This window comes from Janibacter zhaoxuefangae, assembly GCF_050271985.1.
Taxonomy (GTDB): domain Bacteria; phylum Actinomycetota; class Actinomycetes; order Actinomycetales; family Dermatophilaceae.
The window spans coordinates 263,039-287,529 of the sequence record NZ_CP189849.1 but is presented as its reverse complement, the minus strand read 5'-3'; the positions used below and the strand labels follow the sequence as shown (position 1 = coordinate 287,529).

Below are 24,491 nucleotides of genomic sequence, written 5' to 3'. Positions count from 1 at the left end.
CAGGGCCCCCTTCGGGCAGGTCACACGGTCAGCGTCCGGTGCCCCCGTAGACGACGGCCTCACCCTCGGAGGTGTCCAGCCCGAAGGCGGTGTGCAGCGCCCGAACGGCCTCGTCGAGCTGGTCCGCGCGGGTGATGACGGAGATCCGGATCTCGGAGGTGGAGATCATCTCGATGTTGACGTCGCTGTCGGCGAGCGCCTTGAAGAAGGTCGCCGAGACGCCCGGGTGCGTGCGCATCCCCGCGCCGACGAGCGACAGCTTGCCGATCTGGTCGTCGTAGAGGATGTGCTCGAAGCCGACCTGCTCGCGGATCCGGTTGAGCGCCTGAACGCCCGTCTGGCCGTCGGTCATCGGCAGCGTGAAGGAGATGTCGGTCCGGCCCGAGTCCACGGCGGAGACGTTCTGGACGATCATGTCGATGTTGATCTGGGCGTCGGCGACGGCATGGAAGATGTCGGCCGCCTTGCCCGGGTTGTCGGGCACGCCGACCACGGTGATCTTGGCCTCGCTGCGGTCGTGGGCCACGCCCGCGATGATCGGCTCTTCCACGGTCTCTCCTTCGTCGGGCTGGGCTCCCACCCAGGTCCCCTCCTTGTGGGAGAAGGAGGACCTGACGTGGATGGGCATGTCGAAACGGCGCGCGTACTCGACGCACCGCAGGTGGAGGATCTTGGCCCCACAGGCGGCCATCTCGAGCATCTCCTCATGGGAGATGTGCTCGATCTTGCGCGCCGCGGGGACGATCCGGGGGTCGGCGGTGAAGACGCCGTCGACGTCGGTGTAGATCTCGCAGACGTCGGCGCCGAGTGCGGCCGCGAGCGCGACCGCCGTCGTGTCCGAGCCGCCGCGGCCGAGGGTCGTGATCTCCTTCGACTGCTGGCTGACGCCCTGGAAGCCGGCGACGATGACGATGTGTCCGTCCCGCAGGGCGTCGGTGATCCGGCCGGGCGTCACGTCGATGATCCGGGCCTTGCCGTGCGTGGCATCGGTGATGACGCCCGCCTGCGAGCCGGTGAAGGAGCGCACCGTCTTGCCCGCGTTGGCGATCGCCATGGCCACGAGGGCCATCGAGATCCGCTCGCCGGCCGTCAGGAGCATGTCCATCTCACGCGGCGGGGGCATGGGGCTGACCTCGTTGGCGAGGTCGACGAGCTCGTCGGTCGAGTCACCCATGGCCGAGACGACGACGCAGACGTCGTTGCCGGCCTTGTGGGTCTCGACGATCCGGCGCGCGACGCGCTTGATGCTCGCGGCGTCGGCGAGGGACGAGCCGCCGTACTTCTGGACGACCAGACTCACGTGGCGCTCCGTCGGTTCGGGGGTTGCGGGACGGGTGGAGTCTAACGAGCGACACGATCACGCTTTGGGGCGTTCCGCATCGCGGAGCACGGGCAGGATCTAAGTTGGCGCCATGACGACAACGACGGGGGCGACCGGGGCGGGGATCGAGGTCCGGGGAGTGCGCCGCGCCTTCGGGTCCGTGCTCGCGGTCGACGACATCACCCTCACGGCGGCGCCCGGCGAGGTGACAGCCCTCATCGGCCCGAACGGCTCGGGGAAGACGACCCTGATGCTCATGCTCGCGAGCCTGCTCGTGCCCGACCGCGGTGAGATCCGCATCGACGGGTTCGACCCCGTGACGCAGCCGGCCGACGTCCGGGCCCGGATCGGCTGGATGCCCGACGGGTTCGGCACGTGGGACAGCCTGAAGGTGCGTGAGGTCCTCTCGATCATCGCCTCCGCCTACCGCGTCCCCACCGACGTGGCCGACGAGCGGATTGCCGAGTTGCTGTCCTCGCTCCACCTCGCCGACCTCGCCGATCGACCCGCGCGGGTGCTCTCGCGGGGCCAGAAGCAGCGGCTCGGGCTGGCTCGGGCTCTCGTCAACGACCCCAGCGTCCTCGTCCTCGACGAGCCGGCGTCGGGCCTCGACCCCCGCAGCCGGATCGAGTTGCGCGACGTCCTGCGCGGCCTCGCCGCCCAGGGGCGCACGGTGCTCGTGTCGAGCCACATCCTCACCGAACTCCAGGAGGTCGCAGACCGTGCGGTGATCGTCGCCCGCGGCCGCACCGTCCAGACCCAGGCCGTCGGCACGAACGGGGACGCCGTGGCGCGCTACCGCGTCCGCGCCCTCGACCCCGCCGCGCTGCTTGCCGCCCTGGCCGATCTCGGGGTGTCTGTGACCACGATCGCCGGCGACGCCGAGTTCTTCGTGGCCGGTGAGGCGAAGGCGGCCGAGCTGCTCGGCGAGCTCGTGCGCCGCGGTGTGCCGGTCACCTCCTTCGCCACCACCCAGGGCGAACTCGAGACCGCCTACCTCGCAGCGACGGAGGACCGACGATGACCGCCCGTGGGATCTGGACCGTCGCCAAGCTCGAGCTGATGCAGCGCGTGCGCGGCGGACGGTGGTACATCGCGCTCGGCGTGTGGGTGCTCGTCATCGCCGGCGTCACCGCCCTGACCTACTGGGCGCTCAACACGGACAGCGCCAACGCGGGGTCCGCGCTCTACGACGTCATCGTCTTCTTCGTCCTCGGTCTCGGGATGCTCGTCATGCCGTCGCTGACGGCGACGTCGGTCAACGGCGACCGCGAGCACGGCGTCCTCGCCACCCTGCAGACGACGCTCCTGACGTCGTGGGACATCGTCCTCGGCAAGCTGCTCGCTGCGTGGCTCGTCTCCCTCGCCTTCCTCGCCGCGGCCCTGCCCTTCCTGTTGCTCGCCTTCATCGAGGGCGGCATCGGGGCCGGCGTCGTGCTGCGATCCCTGCTCATCCTCGTGCTCGTGCTGGCCGTCGTCTGCGCCGTCGGCCTGATGTTCTCCACGCTGACGGCGCGCACGGTGAGCTCGGCGGTGCTGACCTACCTCACCATCGCGGCCCTGACGGTCGGCACCGTGATCGTCTTCGCCATGTCCTACTTCCTCGTCGCCGACCAGGAGGACGTGCGCATCCACGGCATCCCCGATTCGGAGTGGAGCAAGCACATGGAAGACGCTCCGACCGAGGACGACTGCACGATCTTCACGCGCCAGATGGAGGTCGGTCACACGGAGCGGATCTGGTGGCTGCTGGCGGCCAACCCCTTCGTCGTGGTCGCTGATGCCGCGCCGCGCCAGCCCGGCACGTGGGTGGACAACAGCGGGTCTTTCACGCCGCTGCAGGCCATCAGCACGGGCATCCGCGCGGCCAAGGCCGGGCCGTCGGACGCCCCACTCGAGGAGTGCCACTTCGAGACGGGCACCCCCGAGCCCGGCGGCTACACCTCTCCCGAGGTGGCGCGCGCCGAGAGCGCCGGAGCGGTGTGGCCCTACGGGCTCACCTTCCTGCTCGGCGCGGGCCTGGTGTCGGTGCTCGTCGCGCACCGACGCCTCCGGACGCCGATCCGACGACTGCCGAACGGGACTCGGATCGCCTGACCTGCCGCGTCGGCGGCCGGCCCCTCGAGACGGCTGGTCAGGACGCGGTCAGGGGTGCAGCGCGTCGAACTCGGCCTCGGCGACGAGGTCGTCGTCCGCGTCGAGTCGGATGTGGGCGAGCAGGCCCTGCAGCACGCGCAGTGCCATGGCGGCGCGCTCGCCCCAGTCGGAGAGGTAGGAGAACTGCCACCACCAGAGGGCCTCGGCGATGCGACCTTCGCGGTGGTGGACGAGGCCGTGGGCGAGGGCGCCGGCCACGACCGTGAGGTCGTTCGACAGCGACCCGGTCGAGAGTTCGGCGGAGGTGACGGGGTCGACGAGGTCCGCATAGTCGTCGAGCCCCTCGAAGAGGCGGGCGAGGTTGACCCGAAGGGGGTCGAGCTCGGGCTCGGGGCCGTCGGGCTCGAAGCGCTCCTCGAGGACGATGTCGTGGATCGCGCCGAGCCGGGCGCCCATGACGAGGACCTGCGAGAGCGCCAGGAGGCTCATCGGGATCGCGGCGTCGGGGGCGTCGCCGGAGGCCACACTCGTGACCGTGTCGAGGTACATCTGCGCGTCGGCGGCGGAGTCGGCAGCGAGGACGGCGAGGTCGTCAGACATCGAGCAACTTCCTTCCCTCGAAGGCCCTGCCCAGCGTGACCTCGTCGGCGTATTCGAGATCGCCACCGACGGGCAGCCCGGAGGCGAGTCGGGTGACGCGCAGTCCCATGTGCTTGAGCAGGCGAGCGAGATAGGCGGCCGTGGCCTCGCCCTCGAGATTCGGGTCGGTGGCGATGATGATCTCGGTGACGTCACCGGACCCGAGCCGGGTCATCAGTTCCTTGATCCGCAGGTCGTCCGGGCCGATGCCGTCGATCGGACTGATCGCCCCACCGAGCACGTGGTAGCGGCCCCGGAACTCGCGCGTCCGCTCGACGGCAACGACGTCCTTCGGCTCCTCGACGACGCAGATGGCCGTCGCGTCGCGGCGCGGGTCGGCGCAGATCCGGCAGAGCTCGGCCTCGGCGACGTTGCCGCACACCGTGCAGAACTTGACCTTGTCCTTGACCTCGAGGAGCGCCGCCGCGAGGCGAGAGACGTCCGTCGAGTCGGCCGTGAGGAGGTGGAAGGCGATCCGTTGGGCACTCTTCGGACCGACTCCGGGGAGTCGGCCGAGTTCGTCGATCAGGTCCTGGACCACGCCTTCATACACGCTGTGAGCCTATGCCCTCTCCGCCGTCGACCGGCACCGCCGCGCGTGGACGCGGGTCGTTCCTCACGTCATTCCTCACGGACGACGGTGGCGCCGAGGATCCGCTCGACGACGGCCTGGCCGACGTCGCCGACCTCGTCGATGTCCTCGTCATCGGCACTGACGGCCGTGTCGTCCGCGGTCCGGGTGACCTCGACGGCGGCGGGGTCACCGCTGATGGCCGCGCGGGCGCGCTCGATCGCCGACGTCGCCGGACGGCCGGGGCTCGCCGGGGTGGCCGGGGTGTCCGGGGCCGCTGCAGGAGCAGCGGCAGAGGTCACCGGGCCGGGCGTCGGGTCGGCCGTCGCCCAACTCGGTGCCGAACCTGGGGCACTGGCCGCACTCGACCAGTCGGCGCCTCCGCGGTCGAGCCGCTGCGACGTCGACGCCTGATCGGCGAGGGCACCCGCTCCGGCACCGGCCTCCGTCGAGCGATCACTCGCGGAGGCCCGGGCTCCCCCCGAGACTGGCCCCGACGGCGCGGTGCCGCTGGATGACGTGGCGGTCTGCCCGCCGTCGCCGGCATCGCCCTCCGGGCGGCGGCGCCGCTGGACCGGCTCGGGTTCGTCGTCGAGGACCGGGCGTGGGGCCTGGTCGGAGGAGATCCCGTCGACGCGGGCGTCCACCCCGAGGGCGTCGATGAGTGCCTGACGGACGATCTCGGCGTGGTTGCCGTTGCGGAACGTGTTGGCCAGGCTCGGCGTCGACAGCCCCAGCGTCACGCGCGTGCCGTCGTAGGCCACGATCTGCGCGTGCTGGGACAGCAGCGACCACGAGACCCGGCTCTGCTGAAAGATCCGGCCGAGGACGTCCGGCCAGGAGCGGTGCAGCGCCGCAAGGTCGATGCCTCCAGGCCCCTTCGCCGGCGGGGCTTCCGCGGCCGGCTGCTCGGCAGCAGGCTCCTCCGCGGCGGGCTCCTTCTTGGCGGCGGGCACCGTGGCGGGCTGCTCGGGGGCAGGTCCCGCTGTGGTGTTCGTGGTCGCTGTGGTGTTCGTGGTCGCTGTGGCGTTCGGCTGCGCGGCCTCCCTCTCATCGACGGCGGGCCAGGCGGCGTCGGCCGGCTCCTCGCGCTCAACCGACTCCTCGCGCTCAACCGACTCCGGGCGCTGCGCGGGCGCCGGCTCAGGCGACGACTCCGAGGCGGGCGACGGCTCAGGGCGCTGCGCGGGCGTGGGCCGGGCCTCGCTCTGCGGTGCCGCCGCGGGCGGCGACGCGATCGGGGTCGGGCGCGGCCGACCTTCGCCGGCGGTGGGCACGCCACCCACGTCGAGGCGACGCTCGAGGCGATCGAGACGGGCGGCGTAGCCCTGTTCCCCTGCAGCCGCGGGCAGCAGCACGCGGGCGGCGATGAGTTCGAGCTGGAGGCGCGGCGCCGTCGCGCCGTGCATCTCGAGGAGGCCCGCATTGATGAGGTCGGCCGCGCGCGACAAGGCACCCGGACCGTAGGCCGCGGCCTGGGCGCGCATCCGATCGAGCTGGTCAACGGGCAACCCGCGCATCATGGCGCCCGCGGCATCGGGTGCGGCCGAGACGACGATGAGGTCGCGGAAGCGCTCGAGCAGGTCCTCGACGAACCGTCGCGGGTCGAGACCGGTCTCGATGACCCGGTCGATCTGGTGGAAGACGCCCGCGGCGTCCCCCGCTGCGAAGGCGTCGATCGTCGCGTCGAGCAGTTCCCCATCGGTGAAGCCGAGGAGCGAGGCGGCGCCCTCGTAGGTGAGCCCGCCCTCGTGGGAGCCAGCGATGAGTTGGTCGAGGACCGACAGCGAGTCACGGACCGAGCCGCCGCCGGCGCGGACGACGAAGGAGAGGACGCCCGGCTCGACCGCGACACCCTCGGCGGCGCAGAGCCGCTCCATGTAATCCGTGAGCTGCTGCGGCGGCACGAGACGGAAGGGGTAGTGATGGGTGCGCGAGCGAATGGTCCCTATGACCTTCTCCGGCTCGGTCGTCGCGAAGACGAACTTCACGTGCTCCGGCGGCTCCTCGACGATCTTGAGCAGCGCGTTGAAGCCCTGCGGCGTCACCATGTGCGCCTCGTCGATGATGTAGACCTTGTAGCGGCTCTGGGCGGGGCCGAAGGACGCCTTCTCACGGAGGTCGCGGGCGTCGTCGACGCCACCGTGGCTCGCCGCGTCGATCTCGATGACGTCGACACTGCCCGAGCCGCCGCGGGCCAGGGCCACGCACGAGTCGCACTCGCCGCAGGGACGGTCCGTCGGGCCCTGCTCACAGTTGAGGCAGCGCGCGAGGATGCGGGCGCTCGTGGTCTTGCCACAGCCGCGCGGCCCCGAGAAGAGGTAGGCGTGGTTGACCCGCCCCGTGCGCAGCGCCTGCATCAGCGGCTCGGTGACGTGCTCCTGACCGATGACGTCGGCGAAGCTCTCCGGCCGGTAGCGGCGGTACAGGGCGGTGGCCATGCCGGCTCCTTGCTGATTGCGGCGGGGTGGTCTGTCGTGAACCCTAGCCGCCGCGTCCGACGACGACGGCGCCGCGAGGACCCCGACCGAGACCGACGTATCGTGATCCGGTGCGCATCGACATCTGGTCCGACTTCGGTCACCCCGCCAGCCGCCTCGGCCGGCAACGCCTGCAGGAGGCTCTCGCGACCTTCGCCCACGGCGGTGACTGCGAGGTGACGTGGCACAGCTACCTCCTCGACCGCAACGCGCCCGCCGAGTCCAACACCTTCGACGCGCACCGCGTGCTCCAGATGGCTGCCGCGGCCGGGCTGGCCACGGCCGCCCAGGAGCGTCTCGGGCGGGCCGCCGACGAAGGGGTCTCACTGGGTGACCGCGCGACCCTCGCCCGGCTCGCGGGTGAATTCGGGCTCGAGCCCGACGCCGTGACGGAGATGCTCGACTCGGACGACTTCGGCTGGGAGGTCCGCAGCGACGAGGCCACGGCCAAGATGATCGAGGTGCCCGACATCCCCTTCGTCGTCCTCGACCGCAAATACTCGGTCACCGGCGCGACGGACGTCGACGTGCTCGTCGGCGCGCTGCAGCTCGCCTGGGACGAGCAGGGTCAGGCTGCGCCCGAGCGTGAGGCGGCCGGCTGCGGCGGCAACTGCGCCGGCTGCGCCTGCGGCTGACCCGGGCTGATGCTCGGGTCGCTCGCGGCCCCCTTCCGGACACGAAGAACACCCCGCGCACCTGGAAGAGCTCTCCTACCCTTGCTGCATTCCTGCCCTGGGGGAGTTCGGAGAGGTACCACCGCACGGGGTGTCCGGTTCTCAGTCTAGGACGAGTCGGGGTGCGGACGAAATTCGAGCGCCGCGCCCGACTGGCGCCCGCCCGCGAGGACGAGGCGAGCAGTTGAGAGGATGCCGAGCATGACGCCGAAGACCCTCTTCCGCCGCCTTGCCACCGCCGAGGCCATCACCTGGGCCCTGCTCTTGGCGGGGATGGTGCTCAAGTACGTCACCCAGACCACCGACCTCGGTGTGCGCGTCGGCGGCATGCTGCACGGCGTCGTCTTCATCTCCTACGTGCTCGTGACGATGATCGTCTGGACCAACCAGCGGTGGTCGACGCGGACCGGCCTCCTCGCGCTCGCGAGCGCCATCCCGCCCTTCGCCACGGTCCTCTTCGACCGTCGCGCGGAGGGCGCGGGACTGCTCGAGGGCCCGTGGCGCCTCGGCGTCGGGGGCGATGTCCCGACCAACCCGGCGGAGCGACTGCTCGCCTGGGCGATCCGCACGCCCGCGCTCGCGGCGCTGGTCGCCGTCGTCGCCGTCGCGTGCCTGACGGGGGTCGCGCTGCTCATCGGCCCGCCCACGCAGATCGGCGGCTGAGGCGGGTTCGCCCGCAGGACACCGCGATTACAGGTCGCGCCCACTTCTCGGGTAGCCTCCTCCGCGGAGGATTCGCATAGTGGCCTAGTGCGCACGATTGGAAATCGTGTTGGGATAAAACCCTCGGGGGTTCAAATCCCCCATCCTCCGCCACATGAGATGGCCCCGGGAGCATGCGACCGGGGCCTTCCTCATGCCCGGGGGTGGCGCCCGCCCCGCCCGCACAAAACGGCTCGCGAACCGGAATGTGCTTCGCGTGCCTGTTCAAACCGGCTCACGAGCACCAAATGGGCTCGCGAGCCCATTTGTAAACGCCCGACGCCCAGCCGTCAGACCTCGAACGCCCGATGCCCGGCCGCCACCGCATCGAAGGTCGCCCGTGTCCGCTCCCCGCCGACGAAGAGGGCCGTGGCCCAGATGTCGGCCCACAGCAGCGACGGCCCCGTGACGGTCACGGAACCCGCCCGACCGACCATCTCCCCCACCTCGGGGTCGTAGAGGTGCGCACCGCGCGCGGCGGTGCCCGAGGTGGCGACCGCGCCGCTCGTCAGGGAGACCGTGCGGGCGATCCGTCCGGGGACGCGCGGGTCCTCGATGCCGACCCGCCACGAGATCGCCTCTGGCCCCTCGAGCGGCATCCACGGGTGCGCCCCGACGAGCAGATCGCCGCCGGCGTTGATGCACCACGAGATCCCGTCCAGGCTCGCGAGGTGGAGCGAAGCGCGATCGACGGTCCACCCCTTCACGAGTCCGGTGGGGTCGAAGGCGAGGTCGCCCTCGCCGGTGGGCAGGAAGACGGTGAAGGCGCCGCCGGTCACGAGGCCGGCCTCCTCGCCGATCCTCAGGGCCTCCGCCACGAGCGGGTCCACGTCCCCGATCTCCACGTCGCCACGGCGCAGGCGGGAGATGTCGGAGTCCTCGCGATACGTCGAGAAGGTCGCGTCCATCCGCCGGAACTCGGCCTGGGCCGCCGCAACCGCCTCCGCGGCGGCGGGGTCGTCGACGCCGGCCCCCCGCAGGTGGATGCTGACGGGCATGCCCATGACCTTCTCCACCCAGGCCCGGCGCCCGGGGACACCATGAGGGGTCGTCACGACGTCCGCGCTCATCAGAGGTTGGCCTGGTCGATGGCGGACTGGAGCGACTGCACGTAACCCTCGTAGGTGACGGTGGCACCCGAGACCATGTCGATGTCAGCGGACTGGGCGTCGACGGTCTCCGAGTTGTAGATCGGCACGGCGCGCGAGTTGATCATCTGGTCGTGCCGGTCCGACATGGGCACCTGGAGGACGTCGGCGGCGGTGATGGCCCCATCACTGACGGTGATCTGCACCTGGACGGCGCCGAACCGCGTCATGACCTCGTCGCCCGCGTAGGTCTCGGAGCTGCTCGAGGAGCCGGTGTCGGATGAGGAGCCGGTGTCGGATGAGGAGCCGGTGTCCGACGACGCCCCGGAGTCCGACGAGAGGTCGGACGTGGTCGTCGCGGAGCGGACCTCGGCGGTCGCCACGGGGGTGGACGACGTGGAGGTGTGATAGCTGAAGAGCAGGACGAGGGCGGTGAGGGTGCTCATCGCCCAGTAGGTGATGCGTCGCATGGGATCTCGATTCGTCTCGGGCGGGAGGAGGGAGGGAAGGGGGTCAGGAGCGGTCAGTAGGTGAAGCGCTCGTGGTGGATCGCCTCGCGCGGCACCCCGGCCGCCAGGGCGGCCGCGATGACGGTGTCCATCCAGTCGGGGTGGCCGCAGATGAAGACGTCACGCTCGGCGATGTCGGGGACGACGTGCCGCAGCGCCGCGGCGTCGTCGATGTGCGCGAGGTCGACCGGCAGCCAACTGGCCCGATCCGTCCGGCGGTGGCCGATGACGGAGATGGCTCGCGCGCCGCGCTGCTGCGCCAGGGCGTCGATCTCGCTCTCGAGGACGAGGTCCGCCCTCGTGCTGACGCGGTGGATGAGCACCGTCTCGTCCGGCCCGCCGGGCAACTCCTCGAGGAGGGCCCGCAGCGGTGTGATCCCGATACCGGCGCCGATGAGCACGCTCTTGCGGGCGACCTTCGTGCCGGCGTGGAGGCGGCCATAAGGGCCTTCGACGAGGACGCGCGTGCCGGGGCGCAGGTCCCGCAGCCGCCGCGACGAGTCGCCGATCTCGGCGACGGTGATCCGCAGGCTGCGCCCGTCCGGAGCCGCCGACAGGGAGTAGGGGTTGGCCCGGGTCCACCCCGGCCCGTCGACGAAGCGCCACTGGAAGAACTGCCCGCCGCGGGCGGCCAGCCGGTGCAGGTCGCGACCCCGGACGACCACCGAGGTCACCCCCGGCGCCTCGGTCACGACGTCGGCCACGCGCAGCTGGTGACGGCTCGAGAGCCACAGGGGGCGGACGATGCGGAAGGCGATGACGCACCCGAGCACGGCCAGGTAGAGCCCCCACCAGAAGACCGTCGCGGTCGTCGAGGAGAGGAAGTCGGCCCCGGTCCAGAGCTGGTGCGGCAGCGCGAGCCCCGCGCCGAGGTAGGCGTAGAGGTGCAGCAGGTGCCACGACTCGTACCGCAGCCGCGCCCGCGCCGCCCGGATCGACGTCACGACGACGAGGCACAGCGCGAGCGTCCCGGCGAGAGCCAGCAGCATGCCCGGCGAGTTGAGCACCTCGTCGAGGAAGGTCCCGATGATCCCGAGTCCGCCGCTGGCGTTGTAGCCGACGATGATGAGGACGATGTGGGCGACCATCAGGTAGAAGGACGTGTTGCCGACGAGCCGGTGCACCCGCGCCAATTCGTCCTGGCCCCAAGCCTGTTCGACGATGGGGATGCGGGCCATGAGGGCGACCTGCAGCAGGAGCAGGACGGAGGCGACGAGCCCGGTCACTCGGCCCAGGCTCGTCATGCCCGAGGCGAACGACGTCAGGTCGGCCACACCGCCACCGGCGACCCACAGGGCGACGACGAAGAGGACGAGGCCCCACGCCGTCGCGAGGGTGGCGTCGCGCCACCACCGGGGAGTCGGGGCCAAGGCGGACGCCCGGCTCGACGGGGTCGGGGCGAAGGTCGCGGATCGAGGCGCGGGTGGGACGACTGTGCTCATGGACCGAGAGTGAGCCCGGCGTCTGTGCGCTCCCTGTGCGTGATGGGTGGAGCCGATGTGAGGTGCGCTCGGGGCTCAGCCCTGCCAGCGGGCGACCTGCCAGGTGGCCCGGTCGGCCCCCTTCGCGAAGGTGGTCCACGCCAGCCACGGACCGGCGGCCGCCACCTGGCTGAGGCCGGCGGCCGAGCCCAGGCGGGAGACGGTCGCCGCGCGACGATCGAGGACGTACTGGCCCGGGTCCCCCTCGTCGGAGCCACTCCCCCAGGCGACGATGTCGTCGCCGCAGGCCAGCGACGGCGCCTGGGCGGGGGTCGCGAGCGTCACCTCGACGCGGTGGCCGGTCGTCAGGTCGAGGTCGACGATGCGTCCTGCCGCGTCGTCGGCGAGGGCCCAGGCGACGTGCCCCTCACCGGCGCAGACGGCCGAGACTCCCCAGCCCGTGGGGCCGATGCGGGCGAGGACGTCCCCCGCCCCGGCCGCGTCCCGGCGCCGGATCTCCCAGACACCCTCGGGCAGGTCGGCACCGAGCGGTTGGCCGGCGGCGTGGACGAGGGTGTCCCCGACCACCGTCGGGTTGCGGGCGCCCTCGGCGACGGTCGCAACCTTCGCTCCCTCACGCAGCGGAGCGGAGACGATGCCGAGGACGCGCTGCTCGCCCTCCCACCGCGCGACCGTCCAGTAGGCGGCGTCGGCGGTGGTCGCCAGGGACGATCCGTCGGGGACGTACGGCGGTGGTTCTGCGTCGCCGTCACCGCTGTCGCCGTCACCGCTGTCGCCGTCACCGCTGTCGCCGTCACCGCTGTCGGCGACACGCACGGCCGCGCCGCCGTCGACCGCTGCCCAGACCTCCCAGTCCTCGACGTCGAGGTTGGTGCTGGTCGTCTCGCGCCAGGCGACGGTCTCGCCGACGACGTCGGCCGCCGTCACCTGGGCGGGCGCCTCCGACGGCCCGCGCACGCTCGTCCGGTCGTCGGGGTGTGCCGGATCAGCGAGGTCGACGGAGACGGCGCCGAGCAGGTCGTCCCCGCGCGGGGTCGCGCTCGCGGCGCGGAGCACGCGGCCGTCCGGGGCGAGCGCCACCACCTGCTCGAGCCCGCCCGCGGCCGGCTCCACGGCGGAACGGTCCGCGAGCCGGGCCGGGGCGACCGTGTCCGTCGTGGCCGTCGCAGAGAGTCGGGTGACCGTGCCGCCTGTCGGCACCGGGGCGAGCGATCCGGCGGACGACGGGACGTCCGTCGGCCTGGTCTCGATCGGCTCGCCGGAGCACCCGCTCGCGAGGAGCGCGACGACGCCGCCGAGGACGAGCCCGCGGCGGGAGGTCGAGGGCATCAGTAGACGAGCCCGTTCTGGTTGAGGAAGTGGGTGGCCATGCTCGAGCTGCCATAGCTGAACTTGGGGCGCGCATCGGGGAAGACCGAGGTGCTCGGGTCGGCATAGTGGCCGTACCTGCCCAGATCGGAGTAGCCGTAGCCGGCGATCCAATGCCCGATGGTGCGGCCGACGGGGTGGCCGTTGTAGTGCCGACCGCCAGCGAACTCGACCGTGTCGAGCGCGATCGGCAGGTCCCTGCCGCCGATGGAGTAGGTCAGCGCGTGCTTGAGGTGGTCGCTCGAGGGGTTGCTGAACTGCTTGTAGTAGTCGTTGCCGCGCCACCGGGTCAGGCCGCGCGTGAACTGTTCCCGGTGCCAACTCGTGGACCCGTAGGAGTCGGTCTGCATGTGGGCCCACGTCGCGAGGTTGGCCTGGTAGAGCCCGTCACCGTTGAAGCGGCTGTGGAAGCCGACGCCGTTGGCCGTGCGGATCATCATCTGGCCGGTGGCGGGCCCGCACCAGTAGCTCTTGCCCTGCGGCCGGTGCTCCATCGGCAGGTACTTGTCGGCCGCGAGTTCGGTGGTCGTGGCGGCGGTCAGGGTCGTTGCCGAGGCCTCGGTCGTGCGCTGGGTCCCACCGGTCGCGGTGGCACTCGTGAGGGTGCGGTCGGAGGGGTCGGCGTCGAGGGCGATGCGCGCGCCATGGGCGTCCGCGCGGACGAGGGCGCGGTGGAAGGCGGCCGCGGCGGCCGCCTTCGCGCGCACCTCCGGACCGTTGGCCGGTGCGCTCCCGCGCGGCGTCACGTCACCGCCGGTGACGGTGCCGACGACGGGGGCGGGGTCGTCCGCGGCCCGCGCCGGGACTGCGCCCTGGAACGTGGCGGCGAGGGTGGCCGCGAGGGTCAGGGCGAGGGTCTGGGCGGTGGCGTTCCGTGACGGGGGCACGGCGTCTCCTTGGGTCGCGTTGCCGGGAGCGAGCAAGGGGAGGAACCCGACACAAGCACCATAGGCAACTTTGGCCCCATTCGGCGGAGGAGCGCTCACCGAGATCCCGCCCGGGCGACGCACCGACCGGCGATCACGACATGGGACGGCGGCCTACTCTGCGACCGCCCACCGACGGCCGCAGGCCGTCCACCGACAGCACCCACGGAACCGCTCGTTCAGGGCGCACCATGAGGGGCATGAGCAACGACGCCCGAGGCACCGCCGCCGAGCCCGCCACCACAGACCCTGCCAACACCGGCACCACGTCCCCCTGGGCGCAGGCCCATGCCCGCAGCCTGGCCGACCCGGACGGCTTCTGGGGCGAGGCGGCCCGTGCGATCGACTGGGTGACCGAGCCGACCCGCACGCTCGACGCGAGCAATCCGCCCCTCTACCGGTGGTTCCCCGACGGTGTCCTCAACACGTGCTTCAACGCCCTCGACCGGCACGTCGCGGCGGGCCGTGGCGAGCAGGCCGCGATCCACTACGACTCCCCCGTCACCGGCACCCGTCGCACCCTGACCTATGCGGCGCTGCTCGACGACGTGAGCCGCTTCGCCGGGGCGCTCGCCGGCCTCGGCGTGGAGAAGGGCGACCGGGTCGTCATCTACATGCCGATGATCCCCGAGGCCGTCGTGGCCATGCTCGCGTGCGCCCGCCTGGGTGCGATCCACTCGGTCGTCTTCGGCGGATTCGCTCCGGCCGAGCTCGCGGCCCGGCTCGAGGACGCGGAGCCGAAGGTCGTGGTGTCGGCCTCGTGCGGGATCGAGCCGTCGCGGACGGTCGCCTACAAGCCCTACCTCGACGGCGCGCTCGACCGCAGCGCCCACAAGCCCGAGAGCGTCATCGTGCTCCAGCGCGACCAGCTCCGCGCCGACGTCGGGGTCCGCGACACGGACTGGGAGGAGATGGAGTGGACCGACGTCATGGCCGACGCCGAACCGACCGGCTGCGTCGACGTCGCCGCCACCGACCCGCTCTACATCCTCTACACGTCCGGGACGACCGGCCGCCCGAAGGGGATCGTGCGTGACAACGGCGGCCACGCCGTCGCCCTCCGCTGGTCGATGGAGAACATCTTCGACGTCGGCCCCGGTGACGTCCTCTTCACCGCGAGCGACGTCGGCTGGGTCGTCGGCCACTCCTACATCGTCTACGGCCCGCTGCTCACCGGGGCGACCACCGTCCTCTATGAGGGCAAGCCGGTGGGGACGCCCGACGCGGGCGCCTTCTGGCGGGTCGTCGAGGACTACGGCGTGAAGGCCCTCTTCACGGCGCCGACCGCCTTCCGCGCCATCAAGAAGGAGGACGCCACCGGGGAGTACCGCCACGGCCACGACATCTCGAGCCTGCGCACGCTCTTCCTGGCCGGGGAGCGACTCGACCCCGACACCTACGAGTGGGCCTCGTCGCAGTTGGGCATCCCCGTCATCGACAACTGGTGGCAGACCGAGACCGGCTGGCCGATCGTGGCCAATCTGCGCGGCCTCGAGCCGATGCCGATCAAGGCCGGCTCCCCGACCGTGCCCGTGCCCGGCTACGACGTGCGCGTGCTCGACGAGACCGGGCAGCAGTGCGACCCCGGCAACGAGGGCGCGATCTGTCTGCGGCTGCCGATGCCGCCCGGGACACTGCCGACGCTGTGGCGCGACGACGAGCGCTACGTCGACGGCTACCTCTCCGTCTTCGACGGGTACTACCTCACCGGCGACGGTGGCCTCATCGACGAGGACGGCTACGTCTTCGTCATGGGTCGGACGGACGACGTCCTCAACGTCGCGGGTCACCGCCTCTCGACGGGCTCCCTCGAGGCGGCCATCGCCGGGCATCCCGACGTCGCCGAGTGCGCCGTCATCGGCGTCGCCGACGCGCTGAAGGGGCAGGCGCCCCGCGGCCTCGTCGTCCTCAAGGCCGGCGTCGACGCGGCCACCGACGGCGAGCGCATCCGCACCGAACTCGTTCAGCGTGTGCGCGAGGAGGTCGGCGCCGTGGCCGCCCTCAAGCAGATCGACGTCGTCACGGCCCTGCCTAAGACGCGCTCCGGCAAGATCCTCCGGAAGACGATGCGCGAGATCGCCGACGGCAAGGACGCGGTCGTGCCGGGCACGATCGAGGACGTCAGCGTGCTCGACGGGTTGCGCGACGTGCTGCGCCCGCACCCCTGACACCGACGGGACTCCACCCGGCCCCGCCAGCGCCCTGCGGGGTCGGGTGCCGTCTCAACCACGGAGCCACCTCGGCGAGGCCGCCCATCCGACGGTTAGCGTGGCCCCTCCATCGAAGGGGGTCTCGTGCTCGGCGTCGTCAACGGCTTCGCCGCGATTGGTGCGGTCATCGCCCTGGGCGCCCTGCTCGCCCACGTGCGACTCGTGGACCTCCAGGCGCAGGTCCTCCTGTCCCGCCTCGCCTTCTTCGTGGCCTCACCGGCGCTCATGACCTTGACCATCGGGCGCGCCGACGTGCACGAGGTGCTGTCCCCCAACCTCATCGCCTCCGCCGCGGCCGTCCTCGTCACGGGCGCCGCCTACCTCGCTCTGGCACGCGCGCTCTGGCATCGCGAGACCCCGGAGCTCGTCATCGGCACCCTGAGCTCGACGTACGTCAACGCGGGCAACCTCGGCATCCCGATCGCGGCCTACGTGCTCGGCGACGCGGCCCTGGTCGCGCCGACGCTGCTCATGCAGCTCCTCGTGATGCAGCCGCTGGCCATCACGATCCTCGACCGGACGACGCGCGGCACGAGCCCGGGCCTGCTACGGACCCTGCGACAGATGGTGACGAACCCGCTCACCACCGGCTCGCTGATCGGCCTGCTGCTGTCGGTCACCGGCTGGACGCTGCCGCCCTTCGTCACCGACCCCGTCCAACTCGTCGCCAACATGGCGGTCCCGTCGATGCTGCTCGCCTACGGCATCGCGCTGCGGCTGGGGCCGGGGTTCGGGGCCGGTGGGACGAAGGCGGAGGTCGCGTGCACGTCGATGCTCAAGCTCGTCGTCCAGCCCGCGGTCGCATGGACGGTGGCCCACCTCGTGCTCGGCCTCGACGGGACGGCGTTGCTCGCCATCGTCGTCACCTCGGCCCTGCCGACGGCTCAGAACATCTTCGTGCACGCCACCAGGTTCGGTCGGGGCGAGGTCCTCGCTCGCGACACGATCCTGCTGACGACGATGGGGTCGGTGCCCGTGATCCTCCTGGCCGCGCTCGTCCTCGGGTGAGGCTGCCGGCCGAGGTCAGCGGCTGCGACGCGAGGTGCCGAAGATCGAGCGGGTGATCTCCCGCCCGATGACCGTCCCGGCGGACCGCAGCGCCGACCTGAACGCGCTCGAGCCGACGACCTGGCCGATGATGCCCTCGTCCTCCTTGGCCGCCTTCGCCCGACCCGCCCGCGGCGCCGGCGCCTCCGGTGCCGCCTGCGGTTGGGCCGCCGCCGACTCCGCCGGTGCCGCTTCGAGACGAGCCGCGAGCTTTTCGTAGGCGGACTCGCGATCCGCGACGTCCGCGTACTTGGTCGCCAGCTCGGAGCCGCCGATGATCCCGTCGACGACGCCCGGGTCGCTCGGGGCCATGAGGGACTGCGGGGCCTGGATCATCGTCCACGCCACGGGCGTGGGGGCGCCCTTCTCGGACAGCACCGTGACGATGGCCTCACCCGTGCCGAGCTCCGTCAGCAGCTTGCCGAGGTCGTACTCGGAGTGGGGGTAGGTCGAGACGGCGGCCTTGAGCGCCTTCGCGTCCTCGGGGGTGTAGGCGCGCAGCGCGTGCTGCACGCGGTTGCCGAGCTGGGCGAGGACGTCACCGGGCACGTCCTTGGGCGACTGCGTCACGAAGAAGACGCCGACCCCCTTGGAGCGGATGAGCCGGACGGTCTGCTCGATGGCGTCCTGAAAGGCCTTGCTCGCCTCGTCGAAGAGCAGGTGCGCCTCGTCGAAGAAGAAGACGAGCTTCGGCTTGTCGAGGTCGCCGACCTCGGGCAGGTCGTGGAAGAGGTCCGCGAGCATCCACATGAGGAAGGTGGAGAAGAGCTGCGGTCGGTCCTGGACGGCCGGCAGCTCGAGGCAGGTGACCAGCCCCTGACCGTCGCGCGTGCGCATGAGGTCCGCGGTGTCGAATTCCGGCTCGCCGAAGAACGCGTCGGCACCCTGGTCCTCGAAGGCGATGAGCTCGCGCAGGATGACGCCGGCCGTGGCCTTGGACAGGCCGCCGAGCGCCTTGAGCTCCTCCTTGCCCTCGTCGGAGGTCAGGTGCGAGATGACGGCGCGCAGGTCCTTGAGGTCCAGGAGCGCGAGGCCCTGCTTGTCGGCGTAGTGGAAGACCAGGCCGAGGCTCGACTCCTGGGTGTCGTTGAGACCGAGGACCTTGGACAGCAGCGTCGGACCGAAGGAGGTCATCGTCGCCCGCACGGGGATGCCCTTGCCCTGGCCACCGAGGGAGAGGAACTCCGTCGGGTAGCCCGTCGGCACCCACTCCTGGCCGATCTTCTGCGAGCGCTCGGTGAGCTTGTCGCTGGCGGCACCGGGCGAGGCGATGCCGGAGAGGTCGCCCTTGATGTCGGCGAGGAAGACGGGGACGCCCTGGGCGGCGAGCTGCTCGGCCATGACCTGGAGGGTCTTCGTCTTGCCCGTGCCGGTGGCGCCGGCGACGAGGCCGTGCCGGTTGAGGCTCGCAAGGGGGATCCGCACCTGGGCGTCCGGGTGCGCCGTGCCGTCGGAGATGGCGGCGCCGAAGGTGAGCGCCGGCCCCTCGAAGGCGTAGCCCTCGCGGATGGCCTGGAGCTGAGGGTCGGTGGACTGCGGTGCGGGTGTCTCGGTCACGCAGCGACTCTAGTGAACCGGCCCCGGCGACGGCACGTAGTGTGGGCGCCGATGATCTTCAAGTCCGTGGGCGACCACCGCCCCTATCCCGAGCACGGCCGGACCACCCCACGCCACTGGGCCGACGTGCCCCCGCGCATGGTGCGGCTCGACGAGCTCGTGACGACCAAGAGCACGCTCGACCTGCACAACCTGCTCGCGGAGGACTCGACCTTCTACGGCGACCTCTTCCCCCACGTCATCCAGTGGCGTGGCGTGAACTACCTCGAGGACGGCCTCCACCGGGCCCTGCGCGCCGCGCTGCACCAGCGGCCGACGATTCACGCGCGCGTGCTCGTCATCGACTGACCGACGCCCTCGCCCTGGCCGGCGCCCGCGCCCTGGCCGACGGTCAGCGCGCCGCGACCGGCACCGCCGGTGTGCGTGCTTGACTGGATCGGCAGGATGAAGGAGGGGTGAGGCGGATGTCGGACTACTACGAAGGTGGTCGGCCGGAGCGCTCGCGCCGGGTGCGTGCCGGAGCGACGTTGGCCATCACCGTGCTCGTCCTCTTCTTCGCCTTCTGGTACGCGCTGTCCTACTACCGCGCGGACCGCGCGGCCCCTCCCGGGGGCGACTCGACGTCCGCGACCTGCCGCTACACGGCGCCGAGGAACATCACCGTCAGCGTCTTCAACGGGACGCAGCGCAATGGCCTGGCCGGGTCGGTGGCGCGCGAGCTGCGCACCCGTGGCTTCACCGTCGCCGAGGTGACGAACTCGCCCACTCCCCTGACGAAGGGGGTCGCCGAGGTCCGCTCCGGCAAGGCGGGCGCTCGGCGCTCCCTCACGCTCATCCGCCATGTGGGCAACCCGGAGCGCGTCCGCGACTCGCGCCAGGACAAGACCGTCGACCTGGTCCTCGGGCCCGACTTCACCGAGCTCGTGAAGCTCGCCTCCGTGCCCGCGTGCGCGCGCGACTGAACTGGCCGAGACCCTGATCGTCCGCCCCCGGCGCCGATCGACAGTTCTGTAAACATCCGTTCGCCATCGCCCCATTCGTCGGATATGCCCGATAGGTTCCGCTCCATCCTCGGTGACCATCCGGGGAGGCAAACCCACCACCGATGGAGTGTGTCCATGCACCACGCAACGCGCAGCAAGCGACTCATCGTCGCCCTGTCCGGAGCCGGCCTCGTCGCCGCCTCGATGCTGGCCGGTCCGGCGAGCGCCAGTGTCGCCGCCGACGAGCCCACGTCGACTCCCGTGCCGATCGCGACCCCCGAGGGTCAGCTGATGAGCTACATCGTCAACGCCAAGCACGCCAACGCCGGTCAGACCCGTCTCGTCGAGAGCGCCGTCAAGGCCGCCGGTGGCGAGGTCGTCCAGTCCTGGCCGCAGATCGGTGTCGTCGTCGCGCACTCGACGAAGGCCGACTTCCGCGCCGACGTCGTCGAGCTCGACTCCGGCCACGCCGTCGACTCCGTCGGAGCCTCCCGCACCGCGGCGGTCTCCGAGGGCACGCCCGGCACCGGTGGAGCGACCGCCAACGGTCAGCTCAGCGTCGGTGGTTGGCTCGCCGGCCAGGACGTCACCGCCGCCGAGGCCGTGACGCTCGACCCGCGCGAGGGCGAGCAGTGGGACATGACGCAGATCAAGGCCGACAAGGCGCACGAGATCACCGACGGCAGCTCCGACGTCCTCGTCGGCGTCCTCGACTCCGGCATCGACTCGACCCACCCGGACCTCGCGCCGAACGTCGACCTCGCCAACTCCGTCAACTGCACCGACGCCGGTCGACCCGACACGGCGGCCGGCGCGGCTGAGCCCACGACGAGCGCGCACGGCACGCACGTCGCGGGCACCATCGCGGCCGCCCGCAACGGCGTCGGCATCGTCGGCGTCGCGCCGGGCGTCACGATGGCCTCCGTCAAGGTCGTCAACGACGACGGGTACATCTACCCGGAGTACGCCGTCTGTGGCTTCGTCTGGGCCGCCGAGCACGGCATGGACGTCACCAACAACAGCTACTACGTCGACCCCTTCGAGTTCTGGTGCGACGACCAGCCCGACCAGCACGCCGCGAAGGAGGCCGTGCGCCGCGCGGTGACCTTCTCCACGAAGAAGGGTGTCGTGCACGCCGCCGCCGCGGGCAACGCCGCCTACGACCTGGCCAACAAGACCACGAACACGAGCAGCCCCAACGACGGCACCGCCGTCAACCGGACGCTGAACTCGACGTGCCACGACATCCCGACCGAGCTCGACGGCGTCGTCACGACGTCCTCGATCACGCAGGCCGGCACGCTGTCGTCCTTCTCCAACCGCGGCCTGGGCGTCATCGACGTCGCGGCTCCCGGCTCGGCGATCCTCTCGACCGTCCCCGGCGGTTACGCCCTGTTCAGCGGCACGTCGATGGCGTCCCCGCACGCCGCGGGCGTCCTCGCGCTCCTGAAGTCCACCCACCCGGACGCGACGCCGGCGCAGCTGATCGACATGCTGCGCGCGCAGGCGACCGACACCGCGTGCAGCACGACCACCCGCGGCGCCGCGTGCGTCGGCCCGGTCGAGGACAACAGCTACTTCGGTGAGGGCGTCATCGACGCGCTCGCGGCCGTCAGCTGACACGTCCGACACGACACCGAAGGGGGCTTCGCGGCGATCGCCGCGGGGCCCCCTTCGTCATGTCCGTCGATGGGGCTGCCGAGATCGTGCCGGCGTGAGCGGTGGCCTAGCGTGGAGACATGACCGGATCCGAGAACGTGCGCCACATCGAGGAGGGCGTGCACCGCGACCTGCGGGACGAGTTGACCTATGCCGGCTACCTCGGACTGGACAAACTGCTCACGGCGCAGGCGCCGCTGAGCCGTCCCGAGCACCACGACGAGATGCTTTTCATCATCCAGCACCAGACGTCCGAGCTGTGGCTGAAGCTGCTCATCCACGAGCTGCGCTACGCCATGGCCCGGATCGCGGCCGACAACCTCGCACCCGCGCTCAAGGCGCTGGCGCGCGTGAAGTCGATCCAGCGGCAGCTCTTCGAGCAGTGGTCCGTCCTCGAGACGCTGACCCCCACGGAGTACGCGCAGTTCCGCGGCGACCTCGGGCACTCGTCCGGCTTCCAGTCCGCGCAGTACCGGACCGTCGAGTTCCTCCTCGGCAACAAGAACGCCGAGATGATCGACGTCTTCGCGCACGACCCGCAGGTGCAGGCGGGGCTGCGCGAGACGCTCGAGCAGCCGAGCCTCTACGACGAGGTCCTGCGCTATCTCGCGCGCCGTGGGCACGCGATCCCCGAGCACGTGCTGACCCGCGACGTCACGCAGCCGCACGAGTTCGACGCCGCGCTGCTGCCGCCGCTGACGGCGATCTATCAGTCGCACGACGCGCACTGGGACGCCTACGAGACGCTCGAGGAGCTCATCGACATCGAGGAGTCGTTCCAGCTGTGGCGCTTCCGCCACCTCAAGACCGTCAGCCGGATCATCGGCTTCAAGCGGGGCACCGGCGGCTCGAGCGGCGTCCCCTTCCTCAAGGCCGCGCTCGACCTGACGTTCTTCCCCGAGCTGCTCGCCGTCCGCTCCGAGATCGGCTGAGTGATGGACGCCGTGACACCCACCCTCGCCGACGCCCAGCTGGCCGACCGCGACGACCCGCTCGCCGCCTTCGGCGAGCTCTTCCTGGCGCCGGAGGATGACGGGCTGGTCGCCTACCTCGACGGCAACTCGCTCGGTCGGCCGCCGCGGGCGACCGCGGACCGGCTGGCGCAGATCGTCCGGGGCGAGTGGGGATCGCGGCTCATCCGCTCGTGGACCGAAGGTGGCCCCGGCGACAGGTGGTGGGACGCGCCGACCCGCGTCGGTGACCTGCTCGGGGCGGGCGTCCTCGGCGCCGCGGCCGGCCAGGTCGTCGTCGCGGACTCGACGACGGTGTGTCTCTACAAGGCATTGCGCGCGGCGGTGGCGATGCGGCCGGGGCGCGACGAGATCGTCACGGACCGGCACAACTTCCCGACGGACCGGTACGTCGTCGAGGGCATCGCCGACGAACTCGGGCTGATCATCCGGTGGATCGAGTCCGACCCGGACGGCGGCGTGAGCGCGGACGAGGTGGCCGAGGTGCTCTCGGAGCGGACGGCGGTCGTCACGCTGAGCCACGTCGCGTATCGCTCCGCGCACATCGCGGACCTGCCCGGGCTCACGCGCTTGGCGCACGATGCGGGCGCGCTGACGGTGTGGGACCTCTGCCACAGCGCCGGCGCGATCCCCGTCGACCTCGACGCCACCGAGGCCGACTTCGCCGTCGGGTGCACCTACAAGTTCCTGTGCGCGGGGCCGGGGGCACCCGCCTTCGTCTATGTCCGCGAGGTGCACCACGCGGAGCTGGCCCAGCCGATCCGTGGGTGGGTCGGCGCGGACGAGCCGTTCGAGATGGGGCCGACGCATGTGCCCGCGACGGGGATCCGGAGGATGCTCTCCGGCACGCCGCCGGTGCTGGCGATGGTCGGCGTCGAGGAGGGTGCACGGATCGTGGCCGACGCCGGGATCGACGCCATCCGCGCGAAGGGGGTCGCCCTCACCGAGCTCGTCTGTGCGCTGGCCGACGCCTGGTTGCTGCCATTGGGGTTCCGGGTGGCGTCGCCGCGCGATCCGGCGGTGCGCGGGGCCCACGTCACCCTCGCGCGGGCGGACGCCCGGGCGCTCGCCGCGCGCCTCATCGCCGCAGGCGTCATCATCGACTTCCGGGCCCCGGACGGGATCCGGGTCGGGGTGTCCCCGTTGACGACGACGCACGAGGAGGTGTGGCGAGCCATGGACGTGATCCGCGAGCTCGCCGGCGACGGGGCGTCGACGTGACGGACGAGGACGAGTTCCTCGGCCGGGCCTCCGCCGAGCCGGACCAGGTCATCGCCTACGGCGAGGACCCCGAGCAGGTGATGGACCTGTGGATCGGGGCGCGCACGCTCGACACGGCGGGCACGGACTCCTACGAAGGGGTACCCGAGGAGCCCCCGGGCCGGGCCGGCCGCCCCGTCGTCGTCCTCCTGCACGGCGGCTTCTGGCGCGGGGCGTACGACCGGACTCACCTGCGGCCCACGGCGGGGGCACTGCGTGACCTCGGATGGATGGTGGTCGTACCGGAGTATCGGCGACGGCCCGGCTCCCCCGATGTCACGACCGGCGACGTCACGCTCGCGCTCCGACACATCAATGACGGGGCTCTCGACGGCGCAGGCATCGCCGAGCGCGGTTTCGTCGTCGTCGGGCACTCCGCTGGGGGGCACCTCGCGCTCTGGGCCCTCATGCACCTCAACCTCGACCACCGCGTCGGCACCCTGACGCTGGCGGCCGTGGCCGACCTTCGCCGGGCCCACCTGGGCGACCTCGGCGGCGGCGCCGTGGCCGCCTTCGTCGGCGGGGATCCCGAGTCGAGGCCCGACCTCGACCCGGCCCGCGCCACCCCGCGGCCCGACGGTGGGCTGACCCTCGTCCACGGCGTCTCGGACCTCGTCGTGCCGATCGGCGTCAACGAGGACTTCGTCCGGACGGCCACGACCGCGCGCCTCGTCGCCCTCCCCCATGTCGGCCACTTCGACCTCGTCGATCCGCTGTCGGAGGCGTGGCCCGACATCGTCTCGGAGATCGAGCGGTTCGCGCGCTGAGTTCCTTGGGGGACGTGGCCGAACGGTCCTGAACCGAGACGAATGAGACCAGAGCTGAGACCACGAAGGGGTCTCCGCACGCGTGCCAGTGGCACCCAGCCAATTGACCTCCGGGGTGCTCGACCAGGTGTTTGCGAGAGGATGGGCGAGAGTCGCCGTGACCAGTGTTCGGGAAAGTACGGTCTTCCGTCCGCAGCGGAACATGTTCAATTCCTGAACG

22 protein-coding genes, 1 tRNA gene and 1 other RNA gene are annotated in these 24,491 nt (G+C 71.6%); 13 read left to right on the top strand and 11 right to left on the bottom strand.

Going from position 1 to position 24,491, the window contains the following annotated elements:
- Positions 1-28: 28 nt before the first annotated feature.
- The gene (locus ACQBAS_RS01360) at positions 29-1,300 is read right to left on the bottom strand and encodes an aspartate kinase (RefSeq protein WP_427384531.1); all 1,272 of its coding nucleotides are present in this window, start codon (positions 1,298-1,300) and stop codon (positions 29-31) included.
- A 112-nt stretch (positions 1,301-1,412) separates the two neighbouring features.
- Here ACQBAS_RS01360 and ACQBAS_RS01355 point away from each other — a divergent pair, with 112 nt between their 5' ends.
- Together ACQBAS_RS01355 and ACQBAS_RS01350 are read left to right on the top strand one after the other, a co-directional pair.
- Positions 1,413-2,345: an ABC transporter ATP-binding protein gene (locus tag ACQBAS_RS01355; protein ID WP_427384530.1), complete on the top strand. Its 933-nt coding sequence runs from the start codon at positions 1,413-1,415 to the stop codon at positions 2,343-2,345.
- Complete coding sequence (locus ACQBAS_RS01350) at positions 2,342-3,418, top strand: ABC transporter permease (RefSeq protein ID WP_427384529.1); 1,077 nt, start codon at positions 2,342-2,344, stop codon at positions 3,416-3,418. Before ACQBAS_RS01355 ends, ACQBAS_RS01350 begins: the two co-directional genes overlap by 4 nt.
- Before the next feature lie 48 nt (positions 3,419-3,466).
- Here ACQBAS_RS01350 and ACQBAS_RS01345 read toward each other — a convergent pair whose 3' ends face one another.
- The 3 genes from ACQBAS_RS01345 to ACQBAS_RS01335 form a co-directional block, all read right to left on the bottom strand.
- Positions 3,467-4,018, bottom strand: coding sequence for a DUF5063 domain-containing protein (locus ACQBAS_RS01345; protein WP_427384527.1), 552 nt, complete (start codon positions 4,016-4,018; stop codon positions 3,467-3,469).
- Positions 4,011-4,610: a recombination mediator RecR gene (gene recR / locus ACQBAS_RS01340; protein WP_427384526.1), complete on the bottom strand. Its 600-nt coding sequence runs from the start codon at positions 4,608-4,610 to the stop codon at positions 4,011-4,013. The genes ACQBAS_RS01345 and recR overlap by 8 nt, the downstream gene beginning before the upstream one ends.
- Positions 4,611-4,678: 68 nt before the next feature.
- On the bottom strand, positions 4,679-7,069 hold the full coding sequence (locus ACQBAS_RS01335; RefSeq protein WP_427384524.1) for a DNA polymerase III subunit gamma and tau: 2,391 nt from the start codon (positions 7,067-7,069) through the stop codon (positions 4,679-4,681).
- A gap of 110 nt (positions 7,070-7,179) precedes the next feature.
- Here ACQBAS_RS01335 and ACQBAS_RS01330 point away from each other — a divergent pair, with 110 nt between their 5' ends.
- Positions 7,180-7,743 carry a DsbA family protein gene (locus ACQBAS_RS01330; RefSeq protein ID WP_427384523.1) on the top strand — a complete coding sequence of 188 codons (564 nt, stop codon included), beginning with the start codon at positions 7,180-7,182 and terminating at the stop codon, positions 7,741-7,743.
- A 42-nt stretch (positions 7,744-7,785) separates the two neighbouring features.
- On the opposite strand, the gene ffs is transcribed toward ACQBAS_RS01330, so the two are convergent.
- Positions 7,786-7,880: signal recognition particle sRNA small type (gene ffs / locus ACQBAS_RS01325), an RNA gene on the bottom strand.
- A 103-nt stretch (positions 7,881-7,983) separates the two neighbouring features.
- Between ffs and ACQBAS_RS01320 the strand changes: the two genes are divergently transcribed.
- Together ACQBAS_RS01320 and ACQBAS_RS01315 are read left to right on the top strand one after the other, a co-directional pair.
- The gene (locus ACQBAS_RS01320) at positions 7,984-8,445 is read left to right on the top strand and encodes a DUF3817 domain-containing protein (protein ID WP_427384522.1); all 462 of its coding nucleotides are present in this window, start codon (positions 7,984-7,986) and stop codon (positions 8,443-8,445) included.
- Positions 8,446-8,510: 65 nt separating this feature from the next.
- Positions 8,511-8,598: transfer RNA gene (locus ACQBAS_RS01315), tRNA-Ser, on the top strand.
- 176 nt (positions 8,599-8,774) lie between these two features.
- On the opposite strand, the gene ACQBAS_RS01310 is transcribed toward ACQBAS_RS01315, so the two are convergent.
- The 5 genes from ACQBAS_RS01310 to ACQBAS_RS01290 all read right to left on the bottom strand — a co-directional run bounded on the left by ACQBAS_RS01310 (position 8,775) and on the right by ACQBAS_RS01290 (position 13,778).
- Entirely contained in the window at positions 8,775-9,554 is a 780-nt protein-coding gene (locus ACQBAS_RS01310) for an FAD:protein FMN transferase (RefSeq protein WP_427384521.1), read from the bottom strand.
- On the bottom strand, positions 9,554-10,042 hold the full coding sequence (locus ACQBAS_RS01305; RefSeq protein ID WP_427384519.1) for an FMN-binding protein: 489 nt from the start codon (positions 10,040-10,042) through the stop codon (positions 9,554-9,556). The genes ACQBAS_RS01310 and ACQBAS_RS01305 overlap by 1 nt, the downstream gene beginning before the upstream one ends.
- A 53-nt stretch (positions 10,043-10,095) precedes the next feature.
- Positions 10,096-11,523, bottom strand: a complete 1,428-nt coding sequence (locus ACQBAS_RS01300) for a ferredoxin reductase family protein (RefSeq protein WP_427384518.1) — start codon at positions 11,521-11,523, stop codon at positions 10,096-10,098.
- A 75-nt stretch (positions 11,524-11,598) separates the two neighbouring features.
- Complete coding sequence (locus ACQBAS_RS01295) at positions 11,599-12,852, bottom strand: hypothetical protein (protein WP_427384517.1); 1,254 nt, start codon at positions 12,850-12,852, stop codon at positions 11,599-11,601.
- Entirely contained in the window at positions 12,852-13,778 is a 927-nt protein-coding gene (locus tag ACQBAS_RS01290; protein ID WP_427384516.1) for a hypothetical protein, read from the bottom strand. Before ACQBAS_RS01290 ends, ACQBAS_RS01295 begins: the two co-directional genes overlap by 1 nt.
- 239 nt (positions 13,779-14,017) lie before the next feature.
- Here ACQBAS_RS01290 and ACQBAS_RS01285 point away from each other — a divergent pair, with 239 nt between their 5' ends.
- Positions 14,018-15,985, top strand: coding sequence for a propionyl-CoA synthetase (locus ACQBAS_RS01285; protein WP_427384515.1), 1,968 nt, complete (start codon positions 14,018-14,020; stop codon positions 15,983-15,985).
- A 126-nt stretch (positions 15,986-16,111) separates the two neighbouring features.
- Complete coding sequence (locus tag ACQBAS_RS01280) at positions 16,112-17,035, top strand: AEC family transporter (RefSeq protein WP_427384514.1); 924 nt, start codon at positions 16,112-16,114, stop codon at positions 17,033-17,035.
- Between the two features lie 15 nt (positions 17,036-17,050).
- Here ACQBAS_RS01280 and ACQBAS_RS01275 read toward each other — a convergent pair whose 3' ends face one another.
- A complete protein-coding gene (locus ACQBAS_RS01275) occupies positions 17,051-18,631 on the bottom strand; it encodes a helicase HerA-like domain-containing protein (RefSeq protein WP_427384513.1) in 1,581 nt (526 codons plus the stop codon).
- 51 nt (positions 18,632-18,682) lie between these two features.
- Here ACQBAS_RS01275 and ACQBAS_RS01270 point away from each other — a divergent pair, with 51 nt between their 5' ends.
- The 6 genes from ACQBAS_RS01270 to ACQBAS_RS01245 all read left to right on the top strand — a co-directional run bounded on the left by ACQBAS_RS01270 (position 18,683) and on the right by ACQBAS_RS01245 (position 24,271).
- The gene (locus tag ACQBAS_RS01270; protein ID WP_427384512.1) at positions 18,683-18,979 is read left to right on the top strand and encodes a type II toxin-antitoxin system VapB family antitoxin; all 297 of its coding nucleotides are present in this window, start codon (positions 18,683-18,685) and stop codon (positions 18,977-18,979) included.
- 116 nt (positions 18,980-19,095) lie between these two features.
- Positions 19,096-19,593, top strand: coding sequence for a LytR C-terminal domain-containing protein (locus ACQBAS_RS01265; RefSeq protein ID WP_427384511.1), 498 nt, complete (start codon positions 19,096-19,098; stop codon positions 19,591-19,593).
- Between the two features lie 156 nt (positions 19,594-19,749).
- The gene (locus ACQBAS_RS01260; protein WP_427384510.1) at positions 19,750-21,234 is read left to right on the top strand and encodes a S8 family peptidase; all 1,485 of its coding nucleotides are present in this window, start codon (positions 19,750-19,752) and stop codon (positions 21,232-21,234) included.
- A gap of 119 nt (positions 21,235-21,353) precedes the next feature.
- On the top strand, positions 21,354-22,205 hold the full coding sequence (locus ACQBAS_RS01255) for a tryptophan 2,3-dioxygenase (RefSeq protein ID WP_427384509.1): 852 nt from the start codon (positions 21,354-21,356) through the stop codon (positions 22,203-22,205).
- A 3-nt stretch (positions 22,206-22,208) separates the two neighbouring features.
- On the top strand, positions 22,209-23,465 hold the full coding sequence (locus ACQBAS_RS01250; protein ID WP_427385657.1) for a kynureninase: 1,257 nt from the start codon (positions 22,209-22,211) through the stop codon (positions 23,463-23,465).
- Entirely contained in the window at positions 23,462-24,271 is an 810-nt protein-coding gene (locus ACQBAS_RS01245; RefSeq protein ID WP_427384507.1) for an alpha/beta hydrolase, read from the top strand. Before ACQBAS_RS01250 ends, ACQBAS_RS01245 begins: the two co-directional genes overlap by 4 nt.
- Positions 24,272-24,491: the final 220 nt, after the last annotated feature.